Raw genomic sequence first — 17,960 nt, 5'->3', positions numbered from 1 at the left:
CACCGTAGTCGAAGGGAGGAGCCGCCACCGGGTGGTCGACGCGCGTGCGTCGGGCGTTCAGCGCAGGTACACCAGCAGGACGGTGGTGACCGCGGCGGACATGGCGAGCGTGGTGGCGATCCCGGTCATGACCGCGCCGGCCGAGACGAGGAGTCGGGTGAGCACGCTGAGCGTGCGGCGCAGCAGCCGGGCCAGGCCCAGGAGCAGCGCCAACGCGCCTATCATGATCATGACCACCAGTGTCGGCCACCCGGTGGGGTCGGAGGACTGGGCCAAGGCGGCGAGCACGTTCACGGTTACCCCCGGAGGTTGTCCTGGGTGAACTTCAGCTCTAATAACTGAAATTTGCTGAATCTCAGTAGGATCAGGGTAAGTCGAGTCCCACCTGGGTGACAAGGCCCAATTGCGGCTTCGACTCGCGAAATTTGGGGAATATCGTGTATGTTTCTCGCTTCAGCACCCGAGCTGAAGTTCACTGAAGGGGCGCGGCACTCGTGGCGGTTGCGGAGGGCTCCCACCGGCTGGCGCACCGCCTCCGGGCGCTGCGCGAGGAGTGCTGGCCGGACGTCCCGATCACTCAGGGGGACCTCGCCGACGCCCTCAGCGCGGACAAGCCGGCCAGCGTGCCGCTGCTGTCGTCGTGGGAGAGCCGCACCAAGCCCAAGACCCCGCCGCTGCACCGCCTCGCCGCCTACGCCACGTTCTTCGCCACCAGGCGGTCCGTGGGGGAGCGCCCCTACCGGCTGCTCGGCGTCGACGAGCTGACCGCCGACGAGCTGCGCCGCCGCGAGGAGCTGCTGACCGAGCTGGCCGAGCTGCGCGCGGCCGGGCGGCGGGCGCCGGGACGGGCCCCGGCCCGCGCGACCGGCGACGACGGCGAACCGGGGTTCTGGTACTTCGACGACCCGCACGACATCACCATCGTGGTCGCCCAGCTGCCCCGGGACATGCGCGAGCGGATGCCGTACGCGGACCCGACCAAGCCCGACTACGTCGAGCTGTACACCTACGCCGACCTGGACGCGCTGATCGAGCTGCACGGCCACATCCGCGCGCTCAACCCGCGCAGCCAGGTCCACTTCCGCATCGCCTCGGAGCTCTCGCCCGACGACTACACCACCCACCTGGTGCTGCTGGGCGGCGTGGACTGGAACTTCGTCATCCGCGAGCTCCAGGACCGGGTGGACCTGCCGGTCGAGCAGGTCGGCCGGCACCACGAGTCGGAGTCCGGCGGGTTCATCGCGAGCCTGCCGGACGGCGCGGAACGCCTCTACGCGCCCGTGCTCGGCACGTCCCCCGACCAGCCCGACGTGCTGCACGAGGACGTGGCGCACTTCTACCGCGGTCCGAACCCGTTCAACCACAGCAGGACGGTCACGATCTGCAACGGCATGTACGGCCGGGGGACCCTCGGCGTCGTGCGCACGCTGACCGACGTCCGGTTCCGGGACCGCAACTTCCGCTACCTGAAGACCCGCTTCGCGGGCGAAGCCGCCTACAGCGTCCTCACCCGGGTGCTCGTGGTCAACGGCCAGGTGGTCACGCCGGACTGGAACCAGCCCGGGTCCCGACTCCTGGAATGGCCGGTGAGCACCGGTTGAACACCGCTCCGCCGACGGTCGCGCGGCACCACGCGTCGCACGGCAAACTCCTCGCCACCGTGCCCGTGGCGGACTGCCCGCCCGGTGAGGTGGACGCCGTCGTGGTGCCCACGAACCGGCCCTGGGGCCACCTGTCCACGGCGGTCGACGTGGCCGCCGCCCTCAGCCGGCCGCTGGTCGTGCTGACCAGCGGCAGCGCCTCGCCCGAGCGCACGGCGAAGCTGGCGCGCGGCAGCGGCGTCGAGACGCTGGTGCTCGACGTCGGCCGGCTGCCCCGCGCCCTGATGCCGCGCCTGGCCACCACGGAGGTGCTGCGCGGCACGGAGTTCGAGCGGCGCACCGACACCAGCCTCAAGCGCAACCTCGGCCTGCTGGTGTCACGGGTGCTCGGCTGGGAGCGGGTGGCGTTCCTCGACGACGACATCGCGGTGCCGCGGCCCCGGGACCTCGACTCGGCGGCCGGCCTGGTCTCGGCCGGCTTCGCGGCCGTCGGCCTGGACGTCGGCGGCTTCCCGGACAACTCGGTGGTGTGCCACGCCCACCGCGAGACCGGCGGCGAGCAGGGCACGTTCATCGGCGGCGGCGCCCTGGTCATCGGCCACGAGTCGATGACCTCGTTCTTCCCCAGCGTCTACAACGAGGACTGGTTCTTCCTGCTCGACGACCGGGGCCTGCGCCGCTCGGCCAAGACCGGCGAGGTGCTCCAGAAGCCCTACGACCCGTTCGCCAACGAGCTGCGGGCCCAGACCGAGGAGTTCGGCGACTGCCTGGCCGAGGGCGTGTTCGCGCTGCTGGACGACGAGGGCGGCTTCGGCGCGGCGACCGACGAGGGTTACTGGTGGGAGTTCCTGCTCGGCCGGGCCGCCCTGATCGAGGGCATCCTGGAGCGCCTGCGCTCGCGCCGCCGGCGGGACGACGAGGCGCTGCGGATGGAGATCGCGCTGCGGGCCGCCCGCAAGCGGTGCCGGGCCATCGAGCCGTCGCTGTGCGTGCGGTACCTGAAGGCGCTCGCCCAAGACCGCCGGACGTGGGCCGAGCACGTGGAGAAGCACCCGCGCGCCGCCGCCGACCTGCGCGGCGCGCTCGACGTGCTGCGCCTGACCGACCACGGTGCTTACGTGGCCCGCCGGACCCGCTGAGTCGGGGCCGGCGGGGCTGGCGGGGCGGGGCCGCTGGGCCGGCACCGCTGAGCCGGCGCCGCACGCCGGGCCGCCGGATCGGGCCGCTGGGCCGGCGCCGCACGACGGGCCCGCCGGGCGGGCACCGCCGAGCCGCCCACCCGTCCCGGTCCACCCCGTCCCGGCCCACCCCGTCCATGTGGCGGAACGCTCAGCCCACGCCGCCGCCCGCCGGTTAGGCTCCCCTGCCGGGGATGAACCGGCAGGAGGCAGGGGATGACGAGCACCGGTGGTCCGCGGAAGTGGCTGACCGTCGCCGAGGAACTGGCCGCCGGGCTGCGCGTGGACGCGGCCGAGCGCGACCGCCTGGGCGCCGAGCCCACCGCCGAGGTCGAGGTGCTGCGGCGGTCGGGCCTGCTGTCGGTCCGCGACTGGGCCACCCGGCAGGCGGTGACCAGGGTGGTGGGCGCGGCGGACGCCAACATCGGCCACCTGCTCGGCTACCACTACCTCCAGGTGTGGCGCTGCGGCCTGTTCGACAACCCGGCCTTCGACGCCGGCGACGGCCTGTTCTGGGCGGGCGTGAGCAACCCGCTGGACGCGGCGCTGCGGCTCGACCCCGTGGACGGCGGCTTCACCGCCTCCGGCCGCAAGACCTTCGCCACCGGCGCGTCCGTGGCCGACCGCCTCGTGGTCAGCGCCACCCGCGCCGACACCGGCGAGAAGCTGACCTTCACCCTGGACGCCCGCGCCGACGGCATCGCCTACGCCGGCGACTGGGACAACATCGGCCAGCGGCTCACCGCCAGCGGGGGCGTCGCGTTCGACTCGGTGTTCGTCCCGCACGGGCAGGTGCTGGGCGGCCACGACACGGCCACGCCCCGCCTGTCCCTGGCCGCCCTCGGCTTCCAGCTCGTGCTGGCCCAGCTGTACGTCGCGCTCGCCGAGGGCGCGCTGGCCGAGGCCGCCCGCTACACCCGCACCACCACCCGCCCCTGGTTCCTCAGCGGCGTGGACCGGGCCGTCGAGGACCCGTACGTCCTGGCCGCCTACGGCGAGCTCGTCGCCGACGCGCAGGCCGCCGGCCTGCTCGCCGACCACGCCTCCGAGCTGCTGCGCGCCGCCTCCGAGCGCGGCGCCGACCTGTCCCCCGACGAGCGCGCCGAGGCCGCCGCGGGGATCTCCGCGGCCAAGGTCGTCTCCACCCGGGTCGCCAACCGGACCACCAGCCGGGTGTTCGAGCTGTGCGGGGCCCGCGCCACCGCGGCCGGCTACGCCTTCGACCGGTTCTGGCGCAACGCCCGCACGCTCACCCTGCACGACCCCGTGTCGTACAAGGCGCGCGAGGTCGGCGCGCGCTTCCTGACCGGTGAGCCCGCGCCGTTCACCGGGTACAGCTGATGGAGCCGGTGCTCGCGCGCAGCGTCCGCCTGGAGCCCGACGGCGTGCACGTCCTGGACCGCCGGAACTTCCCGTTCGAGCGGGTGTGGGTGCGCTGCGCCACGGTGGCCGAGGTCGCCGCCGCGATCGAGGGCATGGTCACCCAGTCCTCCGGCCCGTACTTCGCCGCGCTGTGGGGCATGGTGCTGGCCGCCCGGGAGGCCCGCGGCCTGCCCCGCGCCGAGGCCCGCGCGTCCCTGGAGCACGCCGGGGAGCTGCTGGTGAGCACCCGCCGCACCAACAACGCGCTGCGCAAGGCCGTGGCCGCGGTGCTGGCCGGCGTGGACGCCTCCGACGACCTCGAAGCGGGCGCGCTGGCCGGCGCGCACGCGGGCGACCGGCGCTACCGGGACCGCAGCCGCAGGCTCGGCGAGGCCACCGCCGCGCTGCTGCCCGACGACGGCGCGGTGCTCACCCACTGCTGGGCCGACCTGTACCTGACCGAGACCGTCAAGGCGGCCCAGGCGCGGGGCAAGCGCTTGCGGTTCGTGTGCACGGAGACCCGGCCCTACCTCCAGGGCGCCCGGCTGACCGCGGAGACCCTGGGCGAGATGGGCGTGGACACCACCCTGATCACCGACGGCATGGGCGCGGCGGTGATGTCGGCCGGCGAGGTCGACGTGCTGCTGACCGCCGCCGACCGGGTCACCATGGACGGGCACGTGGTGAACAAGGTGGGCACGCTCGGCCTGGCCGTCGCCGCGCACGCCTTCGACGTGCCGTTCCTGGCCATGGTGCAGGCGCCCGACCGGCTCGCCCCGACCGCCCGCGACGTGCCGATCGAGCACCGGCCGGGCGAGGAGGTGCTGCACACCCTGGGCCGCCGCACGGCCTCCGACCGGGCACGCGGCCGCTACCCCGCCTTCGACGTCACCCCGCCGCGGTTCGTGACCACCGTGGTGACCGACCGCGGTGCGTACGCTCCGCACGAGCTGGCCGACTACTACGCCGAGGACGTTCATGACTGACCGGATCACCACTGAGTGGGTCGTGCTGGACATCGAGGGCACGCTCAGCGCCACCGACCAGGTGCTGGTCACCCTGTACGACTACGCCCGCCCGCGCCTGGGCCCGTGGATCGACGGGCACCCCGACGACCCGGCCGTGGTCGAGGCGGTCGCGCGGGTGCGGGAGCTGTCCGGGGTGGGTGGCGGCACGGACGAGCTGGTCGCGGTGCTGCACGGCTGGATGGACTCGGACCGGAAGGCCACCCCGCTCAAGACCCTCCAGGGCCTGATCTGGCAGGAGGGCTACGCGCGGGGCGACCTGGTCGCCGAGTTCTTCCCGGACGTGGTGCCCGCGCTGCGCGAGTGGCACGCCGCCGGCGCGCGGCTGGCCGTGTTCTCCTCCGGCTCGGTGGCCGGGCAGGTGGCGTTCTTCCGGCACACCACCGACGGCGACCTCACCCCGCTGTTCGAGTACCACTTCGACACGGTCAACGCGGGCCCGAAGCGCGAGGCCGCGTCCTACCGGAAGATCGCCTCCGCGCTGGGCTCCGACGACATCACCTTCTACTCGGACGTGCCCGCCGAGCTGCACGCCGCCGCCGAGGCGGGCTGGCGCACGGTCGGCGTGGCGCGGCCGGGCGAGCCCCAGGAGCACGCCGACTTCGGTCCACACCGGACCACGGACTCGCTGTGAGGCCCGAAGAAGCGGACCCCGGAGAAGTGGAAGCCGGAGAAGTGGAAGCCGGAGAAGTGGAAGCCGGAGAAGCCGACCCCGGCGAACACGTCGGCCGGGCGCTGGCCGCCGAGTGCGCCCGCTACGCCGCGATGGGCTGGATGCGGGGCACGTCCGGCAACCTGTCCGTGGTCGTGGGCCGCGACCCGCTGCGGCTGGCCGTGACGGTCAGCGGCAAGGACAAGGGCGAGCTGGCGGCCGACGACGTGGTGCTGGTCGACGCCGCGGGCCGCACGGACGACCCGGTGCGCGTGCCCTCCGCCGAGGCCGCCCTGCACGGCCGGATCGCCGCGGTGTCCGGCGCGGGCGCGGTGGTCCACGTGCACGCCCTCGCGCCCGTGGTGGCCGCCGAGCGCTCGCCCGGCGGGGTGGAGCTGCGCGACCTGGAGATGCTCAAGGGCTTCGGGCGGCACGCGCACGACGACCTGGTCGTCGTGCCGGTCGTGCCGAACAGCCAGGACATGCGGGTGCTCGGCGACGCGTTCGAGGCGGGCTTCCGGCCGGACGTGCCCGCCTTGCTCGTCGCCCGGCACGGGGTGTACGTGTGGGGGGACGACCTCCTCCAGGCCCGCCACCGGCTGGAGTGCCTGGAGTGGCTGCTGCGCTTCGAGGTCGGGATCTCCTGAGGAAGAGGGTGCGGGCGCGATGACGTTGCTGACCGTGTGGCCGGACACCGGGCCGGGGACCGTGGTGCTGCGCACCGCCGACCCGGCCGAGATCGCCGTCGAGCTCCAGCGGCTCGGCGTCCGCTACGAGCAGTGGCCCGTCCTGCCCGGGGTGACCGCGGCGAACGCCCTGGACGCCTACCGCGACCGGGTCGACCGGGTCACCGGGACCGAGGGCTACGTCCTGGTCGACGCGATGGAGATGACCCCCTCGGACGACCCGGGGTGGCGGGAGACGGCCGCCGGGTCGCGCGCCAGGTTCCTGGCCGAGCACACCCACGACGACGACGAGGACCGGTTCTTCGCGCGCGGGGCCGGCGTGTTCTACCTGCACGTCCGGGACCGCGTGCACGCGGTGCTGTGCGAGGCGGGCGACCTGCTCAGCGTGCCCGCGAACACCACCCACTGGTTCGACATGGGCACCCGGCCCGACTACGTGTCGATCCGGTTCTTCCACGACGACGAGGGCTGGGTCGGCAACTTCACCGGCAGCGACATCGCCCGGTCGTTCCCGACGTTCGACCAGCTCATGGCGGGTCACCGAGCGAGCTGAGCTCGGCGGCCAGGTTCCGCGCGGCCCGCGCGCCCCACCGGGCGCGCGCCGCGGGCGTGGCGTACAGCGGGTCCCGGTCGAGCAGGGACCGCAGCACCGCGCCGCGCCCGACCCGCCAGGCGTCGTCGGAGACGTGCGCGTACTCGGCGCGCACCGCCCGCCGGTAGCGCTCGTAGTCCGCCGGCTCCGAGCCGAGCACGGCCAGGTCGGCGTCCAGCAGCAGCCGCGCCAGTCCGTCGTCCGAGGTGTGGTCGGTGGTGGCGAGCACCAGCTCCGCGACCCGCTCCGCCTGCGGCAGCCCGGCCAGCCGCGCCCGCGCCCACCCGGCGCTGCGGCGCTCGTCCTCGCCGGGCCGGCCGTCGTAGACCACGTCGTGCGCCAGGGCGGCCAGCACCAGCACCGCGCGCTCCTCCGCCGTCCGGTCGGCGGCGAGCGCGGTCACGTCCCGCACGACGGCCAGCACGTGGTCGGTGTTGTGGTAGCCGCGGTGCGGCTCGGCGTACCGCTCGGCCAGGTCGCCGGGCGGGTGGTCGCCGCCCAGCGCGCGGACGGCGTCGTGCCACAGGGCCTCCGGATCGCGCACAGGGCCATCCCACCGCACCGGTCCGAAGAAATCCATCGTCCGCCGATACGCCCTTACGGTCCACGGCGATACACCGGGTGGAGGACTCCTTCGACTCCGCGAGGTGCACCATGCGCACGACGACCCGCGCCCTGCTCACGGCCGCAGCCCTGCTCACGGCGGCCCTGGTCACGACGGCCACCGCCGGCCCCGCGCTCGCCCGGGCCGGTGACAGCCGGGCCACCGCCGTGGTCGGCGACGTCCGCCCGGACTCGCCGGGCGACGCCTGCGACGTGGTCGGCCTGCCCGGCGACGAGCTCGTGCCACCCGCCGACACCCACACCGGCAACGGCCCCTACCTCGACGTGGTGGCCTTCCCGCCGGGCCGGGAGCTGACCGGCGTCGTGGTGGCCGGCGGCGGGGCGTACCACGTCTACCCGGCGGCCGCCCTCCACGACCTGCCCTGGGAGGGGCTGCGGGCGCCGCTCGACCAGGACGACCTGCTCCCGGCCGTCGAGCACTGGTTCGCGTGCGCGATCGCGGTGGCGACCACCTCGCCCACCACCGACAGCACCGCCGCCACCTCCCTGGACGCCCCGGTGACCAGCCCGAACGGCGCCGCCCCGGTCGCCACCGCGCCCCGGCCCACGACCACGCGCACCACCGCGACCGCGGCCACGGCCACGCCCGCCGCGACCACCCGGAGCACGACGACCACCGCGCCCGCCGCCCCGGCCGCCGACGCCAGGCCCGCCGGTCTCGCGACCACCGGGGCCGCCCCCGCCGGGGCGGTGGTCCTCGGCCTCGCCCTGCTGGTCACGGGCCTGGCGCTGCTCGCCGCCACCCGGTCCCGCCGCCGCCGGCACCGGCCCGCCCACCGGCTGTGACCTGCGCTACCTCGCCCGCGCCGGCAACCGGCCCAGCCGAACCCCCGGGAACCGGGCCGTCTACGATCCGAGAAGCCGACGGGCCCGCCCGCCGGTCATGCCAGAACCAGCACAGGCAGGAGGCACCGTGACGGCCGTAGCCCCGCAGCCGATCGCTACGCGGCCCTTCGGGACTCGCAAGGCGGTCAAGGGTTCGTTCCTGCTGCGGATGTTCCGCACCACGGACCACAAGCAAATCGGCATCATGTACCTGGTCACCTCGTTCGCCTTCTTCATGGTGGGCGGCGCGATGGCCATGCTGATCCGGACCGAGCTGGCCCGACCGGGGATGCAGTTCCTCTCCGCGGAGCAGTACAACCAGCTGTTCACCATGCACGGCACGGTGATGCTGCTGCTCTACGCGACCCCGATCGTGTTCGGCTTCGCGAACTTCATCCTGCCGCTGCAGATCGGCTCGCCGGACGTGGCGTTCCCGCGGCTCAACGCCTTCTCGTACTGGCTGTACCTGTTCGGCGGCCTGATCGTGATGGCGGGCTTCCTCACGCCGGGCGGCGCGGCCGACTTCGGCTGGTTCGCCTACACGCCGCTGTCCAACGCCATCCACTCGCCCGGCGCGGGCGCCGACCTGTGGATCACCGGCCTGGTCGTCGGCGGTCTGGGCACCATCCTCGGCGCGGTCAACATGATCACCACCGTGGTCTGCCTGCGGGCGCCCGGCATGACCATGTTCCGGATGCCGATCTTCACCTGGAACATCCTGGTGACCAGCGTGCTGGTGCTGCTGGCGTTCCCGATCCTGACCGCCGCGCTGCTGGGCCTGCTGGCCGACCGGCACCTCGGTGCCCACGTGTTCGACCCCGCCAACGGCGGCGTGATCCTGTGGCAGCACCTGTTCTGGTTCTTCGGCCACCCCGAGGTCTACATCGTCGCGCTGCCGTTCTTCGGCATCGTGTCGGAGATCTTCCCGGTGTTCAGCCGCAAGCCGCTGTTCGGCTACAACGGACTCGTCTACGCCACGCTGGGCATCGCGGCCCTCTCGGTCGCCGTGTGGGCCCACCACATGTACGCCACCGGCGCGGTGCTGCTGCCGTTCTTCGCCTTCATGACCTTCCTGATCGCCGTGCCGACCGGCATCAAGTTCTTCAACTGGATCGGCACCATGTGGAAGGGGCAGCTGACGTTCGAGTCGCCGATGCTGTTCAGCATCGGCTTCATCGTCACGTTCCTCTTCGGCGGCCTGTCGGGCATCCTGCTGGCCGCGCCGGCGATCGACTTCCACGTCTCGGACACGTACTTCGTCGTCGCGCACTTCCACTACGTGCTCTACGGCACGATCGTGTTCGCCACCTTCGCGGGCATCTACTTCTGGTTCCCGAAGATCACCGGCCGGATGCTGGACGAGCCGCTGGGCAAGCTCCACTTCTGGACCACGTTCCTCGGCTTCCACGCCACGTTCCTGGTGCAGCACTGGCTGGGCAACGAGGGGATGCCGCGCCGGTACGCGGACTACCTGGCCGGTGACGGCTTCACCACGCTGAACATGATCTCCACGATCGGCGCGTACATCCTGGGCGCGTCCACGCTGCCGTTCATCTACAACGTGTTCAAGTCCTACCGGTACGGCGAGACCGTGCACGTGGACGACCCGTGGGGCTTCGGCAACTCGCTGGAGTGGGCGACCTCCTGCCCGCCGCCGCGGCACAACTTCACCGAGCTGCCCCGCATCCGCTCCGCGCGCCCGGCGTTCGAGCTGCACTACCCGCACATGATCGAGCGGTTGCACGACGAGGCCCACGTGACCTTCACCGGCAAGTCGATCCCGCACGAGCAGGCGAAGGCCGCGCCGTCGGAGAAGGCCGCCCAGGCGGTCCAGTCCGGCACGGCCTCGGAAGGCACCGAGGGCGACCACAAGTAACCTGTGGCGCAGGTTCAACGACGAGCCCCGGCCCGCCCACGGCGCCGGGGCTCGTCGCTGTCTGGCATAGGAGCCATCGTGACCAAGCCCACCGCCACGCCCGTCCTGATCACGGTCACCGGACCGGACAAGCCGGGGGTGTCCTCGGTGCTGTTCGCGGTGCTGACCCGGCACGGGGTGGACATCCTCGACGTCGAGCAGGTCGTCATCCGCGGCCGGCTGGTGCTCGGCGTGCTCGTCGGCGCCGACCGCGACCCCGAAGGTCTCCAGGAGGCCGTCGAGCAGGCCATGGCGACGGTGTCCATGCAGGTCGAGGTGGAGATCGGGGCCGACTCCCGGCGCACCGCCCGGCTGGAGTCCAGCCACGTGCTCATCCTGCTCGGCCGCCCGGTGACCGCCCGCGCGTTCACCGAGGTGGCGCGGCGGCTGGCCGCGCTGGGGGTGAACATCGACGCCATCCGGGGCGTGGCCGACTACCCGGTCACCGGCCTGGAGCTGCGGGTGTCCGTGGCCGCCGACACGGCGGAGGGCGACGCGGACCTGCGGGCGGCGCTCGCCGAGGTGGCGGTGCGCGGCGGGCTGGACATCGCGGTGGAGCGGGCCGGGCTGACCCGGCGCGCCAAGCGGCTCGTGGTCTTCGACGTCGACTCCACGCTCATCCAGGGCGAGGTCATCGAGATGCTGGCCGCGCACGTCGGGGTGGAGCCGCAGGTCCGGGAGATCACCGAGGCGGCCATGCGCGGCGAGCTGGACTTCGCCGAGTCGCTGGAGCGCCGGGTGGCGCTGCTGGCCGGCCTGGACGAGTCGGTGCTCGACGAGGTGGCCGAGTCCCTGGAGCTGACGCCGGGCGCCCGGACCACCGTGCGCACGCTCAAGCGGCTCGGGTTCCGCTGCGGCGTCGTCTCCGGCGGGTTCACCCGGGTGATCCAGCGGCTGGTCGACGACCTGGGCCTGGACTTCTGCGCGGCCAACGAGCTGGAGGTCGTCGACGGCAAGCTCACCGGCCGGGTGGTCGGCGAGGTGGTCGACCGGGCGGCCAAGGCGGTGGCGCTGCGGCGGTTCGCCGAGCAGGAGGGCGTCCCGATGGGGCAGACCGTGGCCGTGGGCGACGGGGCCAACGACATCGACATGATCGGCGCGGCCGGGCTGGGGGTGGCGTTCAACGCCAAGCCCGCGCTGCGCGAGGTCGCGGACACCGCGCTGTCGCACCCGTTCCTGGACGCCGTGCTGTTCGTGCTCGGCGTGACCAGGGCCGAGGTGGAGGCCGCGGACGCGGCGGACGGCCTGGAGCTGAACCGGCTGTGAACCCGGTGCTGGAGATGCTGGTGGACCGCCACCACGCCACCGACGTGGAGGACCCCGCGGCGGTGCGCGCGATGCCGGTGGTGCTGCGCGTCGAGCGGTCGGCGCCGCCGTCGCGCACGGAGGTGCTGGAGGCCGCGGCGGCGGCCGCGGTCGCGGTGTGCCTGGACGAGCGGGCCCTGCCCGGCGGCGAGTGGCACGAGGAGGTGGTCGCGTGGGTGCGCGGCCGCATCCGCAAGGTGTCGCGGCGGGCCAGGGGCGCGCACTGGGAGGCCGTGCTGGCGCTGCCCGGGGTGACGGTCGAGGTCGGCGGCGCGCAGGCGCGGGCGTTCGTGCCGGGGCTGGTCTCCGAGCTGCCCCGGGAGCTGAGCCGGTTGCAGGTCTCGGGCAGCGACCTGCCGCCGGACGAGCCGGGACCGGTGCCGCCGGGCGCGTACGAGCTGTGGCTGAACCCGCGGGTGGGGATGACCGCGGGCAAGGCCGCCGCGCAGGTCGGGCACGCCTCGATGCTGCTCGCGCCGCGCCTGTCGGAGGCCCGACTGGACGAGTGGGCGGCGGTCGACCACCGGTGCGCGGTCCGGACGCCGTCGGCGGCGGACTGGGACCGGCTGGTGGCGCGGCCGGACGTCGTGCTGGTCCGCGACGCCGGGTACACGGAGGTCGCACCGGGTACCGCGACCGTGGCGGTGAACTACCGCTTCGGGTGAGGTTTGATCCGTCCTGTTCAGGGCAACCATCCCTGACGTGGCCCTGTTGGACGTAGTGGACGCCCGGATCGGTGACGGGCTCGAAAGCCTGCTGTGCGCGCACCACTCCCGCCGGCTGCGCAAGCTGGGCTGGGGTTCGGTGTTCGCCGGGGAGGACGGCTGGTGGTCGCCCCGGAGTCCCGTGCGGGACGGCAACCGGGTCGACGTCCTGGTCGACGGGCATGAGCTGCTGCCCGCCGTGGCCGAGGCGATCTCGTCGGCGCGCGAGTCGGTGCACCTGGCCGGCTGGTGCATGAGCCCCGACTTCCGGCTGACCCGCGAACCGGGCGCGCCGACGCTGCGCGAGCTGCTGGCGGCGGCGGCGGAGCGCGTGCCGGTGCGGGTGCTGCTGTGGGCGGGCCCGCCGGTGCCGATGTTCGAGCCGACGCGCAAGCGGGTCCGGGCCGCCCGGGAGGAGTTCATGCGGGACAGCGCCGTGTCCTGCGTGATCGACGCCCGCGAGCGGACCATGCACTGCCACCACGAGAAGATCGTCGTGGTGGACGGCTCCGTCGCCTTCGTCGGCGGCATGGACCTCACCGCCGTGGAGGGCGACCGGCACGACACGCCGGAGCACCCGCCGCGCCACCCGCTGGGCTGGCACGACATCGGCACCCGGCTGCGGGGGCCGGTCGTGGCGGACGTGGCCGAGCACTTCCGGGCCCGGTGGCAGGAGATCGCGGGCGAGGAGCTGCCGCCCGCGCCGGTGCCGGGGCCGGCGGGCACCTCGTCCGCGCAGCTCGTCCGGACCATCCCCGAGCGCACCTACGACTTCGTGCCGCGCGGCGAGTTCAGCCTGCTCGACTCCTACCTCAGGGCCCTGCGCTCCGCGACGCGCCTGGTGTACCTGGAGAACCAGTTCCTGTGGTCGCCCGAGGTGACCGAGATCCTGATCGAGAAGCTGCGCAACCCGCCGGACCCGAGGTTCCGGGTGGTGCTGGTGCTGCCGCGCAAGCCGAGCAACGGCGCCGACACCACCCGGGGCCAGCTGGGCCGGATGATCGACGCCGACGACGGCGGCCGCCGGCTGATCGCCGCCACCCTGTCCTCGCACGACGGGCAGACCTCGTCGTCGGTGTACGTGCACGCCAAGCTGGCCATCGTCGACGACCGCTGGCTCAGCGTCGGGTCGGCCAACCTCAACGAGCACTCGCTGTTCAACGACACCGAGGTCAACGTGGTCACCGACGACGCCGACCTGGCCCGCCGCACCCGGCTGCGGCTGTGGTCCGAGCACCTGCGGCGCCCGGTCGAGGAGCTGGACCGCGCGCCGGAGGACGTGGTCGACGGGCTGTGGCGGGACCTGGTCGAGTCGGAGGGCGACCACCGGGTGACCTCGCTGCCGGGGGTGTCCCGGCGGGCCGGCCGGCTCCAGGGGCCGCTGCGCGGCCTGCTCGTGGACGGCTGAGGCGGGCGCGCCCGTAACGGCCCGCGCCGCGGACCCGATTCCAGCGGCGGGGGAGCCGACGAGAGGCAGGTCCGGGTTGTCGCGGTTCGAGGACGAGTTGGACCGGGCGCTGGACGAGCGCCGGGCCGCCGACCGGTCGACGGCGGAGGCCGGCGCGGAGGCGGTGCGCCGCAACGCCGCGGCGCGGGCCGAGGCGACCCGCCGGCTCGGCGACGTGGCGGGGCGGCTCCGCGACTTCCTGACCCGGCACGGGGTGCCGCCGGTCCAGGTGGTGGCCGAGGTGAGGGGGCGGTTCCTGGGCCCCCGCCTGGTCACCCTCTGCACCGGCTGGCAGCTCCACCCGTTCTTCGTCACCGCGGAGGGCCGGCCCGTGACCTTCGGCGCCGACGTCCGCCGCTTCGGCAACGCCGGGCTGAGGCACCGGGTGAAGCCGGGACAGCACTACCAGGGCACCTACGCGGACGCCGCCACCGCCGTGGTGCCCTACGAGCGCGGGGTGCCCGCCGCGACGTTCGTCGGGGACGCGCGGCCACCCGGCTACTTCCGGTCGGTCGCGGACTTCAACGCCTACTACTACGGCGACCTCCACCGGCCCGGCGTCGAGCTGCCGCAGGTGGGCGACGCGCTGCTGCTGACCCGCTCCGACTCGGACCTGCACCTGGCCGTGTACGACACCTACGACCGGTGCTACCAGGTCAGCGCGCTGCACGAGCAGCTGCGCGACGCGGCGCTCAAGCGCGTCGACGACCGCGGCTGACCTCGGGGGCGTTGGCCGCGTCCAGCCGCTCCAGCGCCGCCCGCACCACCTCCGGGTCGTAGGTGGTCCAGAACGGCGGCAGGGACGCCCGCAGGAACCCGCCGTAGCGGGCGGTGGCCAGGCGGGGGTCCAGGACGGCCACCACGCCCTTGTCGCTCATCGACCGCAGCAGCCGCCCCGCGCCCTGCGCCAGCAGCAGCGCCGCGTGGGTGGCGGCCACGGTGAGGAAGCCGTTGCCGCCGCGCGACTCGACCGCCTTCTGGCGCGCGGAGGCCAGCGGGTCGTCGGGGCGGGGGAACGGGATGCGGTCCATCACCACCAGCTGGAGCGACGGCCCCGGCACGTCCACGCCCTGCCACAGCGACAGCGTGCCGAACAGGCACGTCCGCGGGTCCTCGGCGAACCTCTTCACCAGCTGCCCGGTCGAGTCGTCGCCCTGGCACAGCACCGGGAACTCCAGCCGGTCGCGCAGCGCCTCGGCGGCCGACTTCGCCGCGCGCATCGAGGAGAACAGGCCCAGCGCCCGCCCGCCGGCCGCGTTGACCAGGCCCTCGATCTCCGCCACGTAGGCCGGTTGCAGCCCGTCGCGGCCGGGCGGGGGCAGGTGCCGCGCCACGTACAGGATGCCGCTGGTGCCGTGCGAGAACGGCGAGCCCACGTCCAGGCCGGTCCAGCGCGGCGCGCCCGGGTCGGACGGCGGCTCCTTGTCGGTGGCGGTGCCCGGCGCCTTCACCGCCGGGGAGGACGCCGGCAGGCCCCACTGCCGCGCCAGCGTGTCGAACGTGCCGCCCAGGGTCAGCGTCGCCGAGGTCAGGACCGTGGTGCGCTTGCCGAACAGCCGCTCCCGCAGCAGCCCGCCCACGCCCAGCGGCGCGACCCGCAGCGACGCGGTCCGGTCGCCGTGGTCGCCCGACACCCACACCACGTCGTGGTCGTCGTCGAACGCCTCCAGGATGCGCACCGCGCAGTCGTGCACGTCGTCCAGCAGCGTCAGCGCCAGCTTGCGCGAGGCGGCGCCCTCGACGTCCTCCTTGCGCTCCGGCCCGAGCGAGGTGATGCACGCGTGCGTCGCGTCCCGGGTCGCCTTCAGCGCGCCGGCCACCGCCTGCGGCAGCGCGTCGAGCCGCCCGGCGGGCACGTCCTCCAGCACCATGGCCAGCCCGTCGGCCGCCTCGGCCAGCCGGTCGGCGACGCCCTGGTCGATGAGCCGCCCGCAGCGCCGCGCCGCGGTCGACACCAGCGACCCGCTCAGCTCCTCGGTCGCCACCGAGGTGATGCGGTCGACCAGGTCGTGCGCCTCGTCGATCACCACCACGTCGTGGTCGGGCAGCACCTGGTAGCCCTCCAGGGCGTCCACGGCGAGCATCGCGTGGTTGGTGACCACCACGTCCGCCCGGCCCGCCTCGCCCCGCGCCCGCTCGGCGAAGCAGTCGGTCCCGATCGGGCACTTGGCCACGCCCAGGCACTCCCGCGCGGTCACCGACACCTGTCGCCACGCCTGGTCGCTCACGCCGGGCACCAGCTCGTCGCGGTCGCCGGTCTCGGTGTCCGAGGACCACTCGTGCAGGCGCTTGACCTCGCGGCCCATCCGGGACACGGCGAACGGGTCGAACAGGCCCGCCTCCTCCGGCTCGTCGGGCGCGCCGGTGTGCAGGCGGTGCAGGCACAGGTAGTTGCGGCGGCCCTTGAGGATGGCGAACCGGGGTTCGCGGCCCAGCTCCTTCTTCAGCGCCTTGGCCAGCCGGGGCAGGTCGCGGTCCACCAGCTGGCGCTGGAGCGCGATGGTGGCGGTGGAGATGACGACCGTGGACTCCTCGGCCACCGCGTGCCGCAGCGCCGGCACCAGGTACGCCAGCGACTTGCCGGTGCCGGTGCCCGCCTGGACGGCCAGGTGCTCGCCGGTGCGGATGGAGCGCTCCACCGCCTCGGCCATCTCGACCTGACCGGTCCGCTCGGCTCCGCCCACCGCCTCCACGGCGACGGCGAGCAGGGTTCTGGTGTCGGGGATGGCGGTGGTGGCGGGCACGGCGAAGACCGTACCCGCCGGCACCGTCGGTCCTCGCGGGCGTCAGACCGCGGCGAGCACCCGGTTCCCCAGGGCCACGACGGCCTCCCGGTGCGCCGCGGTCAGCTCGACCCGCTCACCGCGCCGCGCGGCGAGCAGGTCGCGCAGCTCGTCGGCCAGGTCGGGCCAGCGCTCGGCGGCCAGCTCGCCGGCCCTGGTCTTGGACACGACCTCGCCGGTGCGGATGGTGTGCCACTGCCGCGCCGGGCCGAACGCGGCCCACAGCACGCCGTCGCGGTGCCCGGGACCGGTTCCCCCGGCCACCAGCTCCAGCAGCGGCCGCCAGTACTCGACGAGGTTGCGCCGGCAGTACGCCTCGACCTCGTCCCGCGTCACGGCGAACCGCGGCCGCGGCCCGCGCAGCGTGGTCGAGCACCGGTTGAGCTGGTGCAGCAGCACGGGCGTCACGTCGTGGCCGGGCCCGGGGTGGAACGCGCCGTCCCGCCCCCACGGCCCCGGCTCGCCGTCGACCAGGCAGACCAGGTCCAGCTCCGGGGTCAGCGCCGCGGCGAGCGCGGCCAGGTCGTCCGGGCCCGGCGCGCGGGACAGCTCCAGCACCAGGTCGAGGTCGGACCCGGGCCGGTGGTCGCCCAGCGCGGCGGAACCCACCACGTGCGCGGCGCGCACCAACCCGGGCGCCGATGCGTCCAACGCGGCTAAGAACGCCTCGCTCACCGGCGGCGGACCAGCAGCCACGCGGCGGGCAGCAGCCCGGCGGCCAGGGCGATCTTCAGCGCGTCGCCCAGCAGGAACGGCGTCACGCCGAGCCGGAGCGCCTGGCCGAACCCGACGCCGGCGGCGGCCATCAGCCACGGCACGCCGCACGCGTAGATCGCCAGGTTGCCCAGCGCCATGGTGCCGGCGGTCCGCAGCGGGGTGCGGTCGCCGCCGCGCCCGGCCAGGTGCCCGACCAGCGCGCCGGCCAGGACGAACCCGACCACGTAGCCCAGCGAGGCGGGCGTGCCCGACGCGCCGCCCTGGAACCACGGCACGCCCGCGACGCCGGCGACCAGGTACAGCGCCATCGAGACACCGCCGCGCCGCCAACCGAGGGCCGCGCCGACGAGCAGGGCCGCGAACGTCTGACCGGTGATGGGGACCGGGCTGCCCGGCACCGGCAGCGCCACCTGGGCGGCCAGGCCGGTGAGGCCGGCGCCGGCGACGACCAGCGCGACGTCGCGCGCCAGGGAGCCCGGCACCAGGTCGGCGAGGACCGCGCGACGGCCGGGAACGGCGAGGACGGACACTTCGAACCTCCTAC

At 74.3% G+C, this 17,960-nt stretch carries 18 protein-coding genes; 13 read left to right on the top strand and 5 right to left on the bottom strand.

The genetic code is table 11. The features are described from left to right. Window positions 1-57: 57 nt before the first annotated feature. Window positions 58-231, bottom strand: coding sequence for a hypothetical protein (locus Q5530_RS32785; protein ID WP_380639349.1), 174 nt, complete (start codon window positions 229-231; stop codon window positions 58-60). Window positions 232-494: 263 nt separating this feature from the next. Here Q5530_RS32785 and Q5530_RS32780 point away from each other — a divergent pair, with 263 nt between their 5' ends. The 7 genes from Q5530_RS32780 to Q5530_RS32750 all read left to right on the top strand — a co-directional run bounded on the left by Q5530_RS32780 (window position 495) and on the right by Q5530_RS32750 (window position 7,057). Then, complete coding sequence (locus Q5530_RS32780; protein WP_415366679.1) at window positions 495-1,601, top strand: XRE family transcriptional regulator; 1,107 nt, start codon at window positions 495-497, stop codon at window positions 1,599-1,601. Further along, on the top strand, window positions 1,598-2,740 hold the full coding sequence (locus Q5530_RS32775; RefSeq protein ID WP_415366678.1) for a hypothetical protein: 1,143 nt from the start codon (window positions 1,598-1,600) through the stop codon (window positions 2,738-2,740). The genes Q5530_RS32780 and Q5530_RS32775 overlap by 4 nt, the downstream gene beginning before the upstream one ends. A 255-nt stretch (window positions 2,741-2,995) precedes the next feature. Beyond that, window positions 2,996-4,120 carry an acyl-CoA dehydrogenase family protein gene (locus Q5530_RS32770; RefSeq protein ID WP_415366677.1) on the top strand — a complete coding sequence of 375 codons (1,125 nt, stop codon included), beginning with the start codon at window positions 2,996-2,998 and terminating at the stop codon, window positions 4,118-4,120. Continuing rightward, window positions 4,120-5,127: a s-methyl-5-thioribose-1-phosphate isomerase gene (locus tag Q5530_RS32765; RefSeq protein WP_415366675.1), complete on the top strand. Its 1,008-nt coding sequence runs from the start codon at window positions 4,120-4,122 to the stop codon at window positions 5,125-5,127. The genes Q5530_RS32770 and Q5530_RS32765 overlap by 1 nt, the downstream gene beginning before the upstream one ends. After that, window positions 5,120-5,800, top strand: a complete 681-nt coding sequence (gene mtnC / locus Q5530_RS32760) for an acireductone synthase (protein WP_415366674.1) — start codon at window positions 5,120-5,122, stop codon at window positions 5,798-5,800. Before Q5530_RS32765 ends, mtnC begins: the two co-directional genes overlap by 8 nt. 56 nt (window positions 5,801-5,856) lie before the next feature. Next, a complete protein-coding gene (gene mtnB, locus Q5530_RS32755; protein WP_415366672.1) occupies window positions 5,857-6,465 on the top strand; it encodes a methylthioribulose 1-phosphate dehydratase in 609 nt (202 codons plus the stop codon). Window positions 6,466-6,484: 19 nt separating this feature from the next. Next, window positions 6,485-7,057 (top strand): 1,2-dihydroxy-3-keto-5-methylthiopentene dioxygenase, encoded by a 573-nt coding sequence (locus Q5530_RS32750; protein WP_415366671.1) that lies wholly within the window; start codon window positions 6,485-6,487, stop codon window positions 7,055-7,057. Here Q5530_RS32750 and Q5530_RS32745 read toward each other — a convergent pair. Further along, window positions 7,032-7,640: a hypothetical protein gene (locus tag Q5530_RS32745; RefSeq protein ID WP_415366670.1), complete on the bottom strand. Its 609-nt coding sequence runs from the start codon at window positions 7,638-7,640 to the stop codon at window positions 7,032-7,034. The genes Q5530_RS32750 and Q5530_RS32745 overlap by 26 nt on opposite strands. A 110-nt stretch (window positions 7,641-7,750) precedes the next feature. On the opposite strand from Q5530_RS32745, the gene Q5530_RS32740 reads away from it, so the two are divergent. The 6 genes from Q5530_RS32740 (at window position 7,751) to Q5530_RS32715 (ending at window position 14,634) form a co-directional block, all read left to right on the top strand. Then, window positions 7,751-8,506, top strand: a complete 756-nt coding sequence (locus tag Q5530_RS32740; RefSeq protein WP_415366669.1) for a hypothetical protein — start codon at window positions 7,751-7,753, stop codon at window positions 8,504-8,506. Window positions 8,507-8,633: 127 nt separating this feature from the next. Then, window positions 8,634-10,421 carry a cytochrome c oxidase subunit I gene (gene ctaD / locus Q5530_RS32735; protein WP_415366668.1) on the top strand — a complete coding sequence of 596 codons (1,788 nt, stop codon included), beginning with the start codon at window positions 8,634-8,636 and terminating at the stop codon, window positions 10,419-10,421. A 78-nt stretch (window positions 10,422-10,499) separates the two neighbouring features. Next, on the top strand, window positions 10,500-11,726 hold the full coding sequence (serB, locus tag Q5530_RS32730; RefSeq protein ID WP_415366667.1) for a phosphoserine phosphatase SerB: 1,227 nt from the start codon (window positions 10,500-10,502) through the stop codon (window positions 11,724-11,726). 14 nt (window positions 11,727-11,740) lie between these two features. Next, a complete protein-coding gene (locus Q5530_RS32725) occupies window positions 11,741-12,430 on the top strand; it encodes a peptidyl-tRNA hydrolase (RefSeq protein ID WP_415366739.1) in 690 nt (229 codons plus the stop codon). Between the two features lie 37 nt (window positions 12,431-12,467). Then, a complete protein-coding gene (locus Q5530_RS32720; RefSeq protein ID WP_415366666.1) occupies window positions 12,468-13,877 on the top strand; it encodes a phospholipase D-like domain-containing protein in 1,410 nt (469 codons plus the stop codon). 76 nt (window positions 13,878-13,953) lie between these two features. Beyond that, complete coding sequence (locus Q5530_RS32715) at window positions 13,954-14,634, top strand: hypothetical protein (protein ID WP_415366665.1); 681 nt, start codon at window positions 13,954-13,956, stop codon at window positions 14,632-14,634. On the opposite strand, the gene Q5530_RS32710 is transcribed toward Q5530_RS32715, so the two are convergent. Genes Q5530_RS32710 through Q5530_RS32700 form a run of 3 tightly spaced genes read right to left on the bottom strand, consistent with a single transcriptional unit; the run spans window position 14,609 to window position 17,946 of the window. Continuing rightward, window positions 14,609-16,660 (bottom strand): ATP-dependent DNA helicase, encoded by a 2,052-nt coding sequence (locus Q5530_RS32710; protein WP_415366664.1) that lies wholly within the window; start codon window positions 16,658-16,660, stop codon window positions 14,609-14,611. The genes Q5530_RS32715 and Q5530_RS32710 overlap by 26 nt on opposite strands. Before the next feature lie 42 nt (window positions 16,661-16,702). After that, window positions 16,703-17,374: a nucleotidyltransferase domain-containing protein gene (locus Q5530_RS32705; protein WP_415366663.1), complete on the bottom strand. Its 672-nt coding sequence runs from the start codon at window positions 17,372-17,374 to the stop codon at window positions 16,703-16,705. Next, window positions 17,371-17,946, bottom strand: a complete 576-nt coding sequence (locus Q5530_RS32700; protein WP_415366662.1) for a biotin transporter BioY — start codon at window positions 17,944-17,946, stop codon at window positions 17,371-17,373. Before Q5530_RS32700 ends, Q5530_RS32705 begins: the two co-directional genes overlap by 4 nt. Window positions 17,947-17,960: the final 14 nt, after the last annotated feature.

This window comes from Saccharothrix sp. BKS2 (assembly GCF_047689505.1).
GTDB lineage: Bacteria > Actinomycetota > Actinomycetes > Mycobacteriales > Pseudonocardiaceae > Actinosynnema > Actinosynnema lopnurensis.
Note: the sequence above shows the minus strand (reverse complement) of the source record. Positions and strands in the feature narration are given on the sequence as shown.

Coding starts and splice junctions, on each gene's coding strand:
- Q5530_RS32725 (WP_415366739.1), top strand. CDS start 11,741: ATGCTGGTGGACCGCCACCACGCCACCGACGTGGAGGACCCCGCGGCG.
- Q5530_RS32770 (WP_415366677.1), top strand. CDS start 2,996: ATGACGAGCACCGGTGGTCCGCGGAAGTGGCTGACCGTCGCCGAGGAA.
- Q5530_RS32750 (WP_415366671.1), top strand. CDS start 6,485: ATGACGTTGCTGACCGTGTGGCCGGACACCGGGCCGGGGACCGTGGTG.
- Q5530_RS32765 (WP_415366675.1), top strand. CDS start 4,120: ATGGAGCCGGTGCTCGCGCGCAGCGTCCGCCTGGAGCCCGACGGCGTG.
- Q5530_RS32785 (WP_380639349.1), bottom strand. CDS start 231: ATGATCATGATAGGCGCGTTGGCGCTGCTCCTGGGCCTGGCCCGGCTG.
- Q5530_RS32740 (WP_415366669.1), top strand. CDS start 7,751: ATGCGCACGACGACCCGCGCCCTGCTCACGGCCGCAGCCCTGCTCACG.
- mtnC (WP_415366674.1), top strand. CDS start 5,120: ATGACTGACCGGATCACCACTGAGTGGGTCGTGCTGGACATCGAGGGC.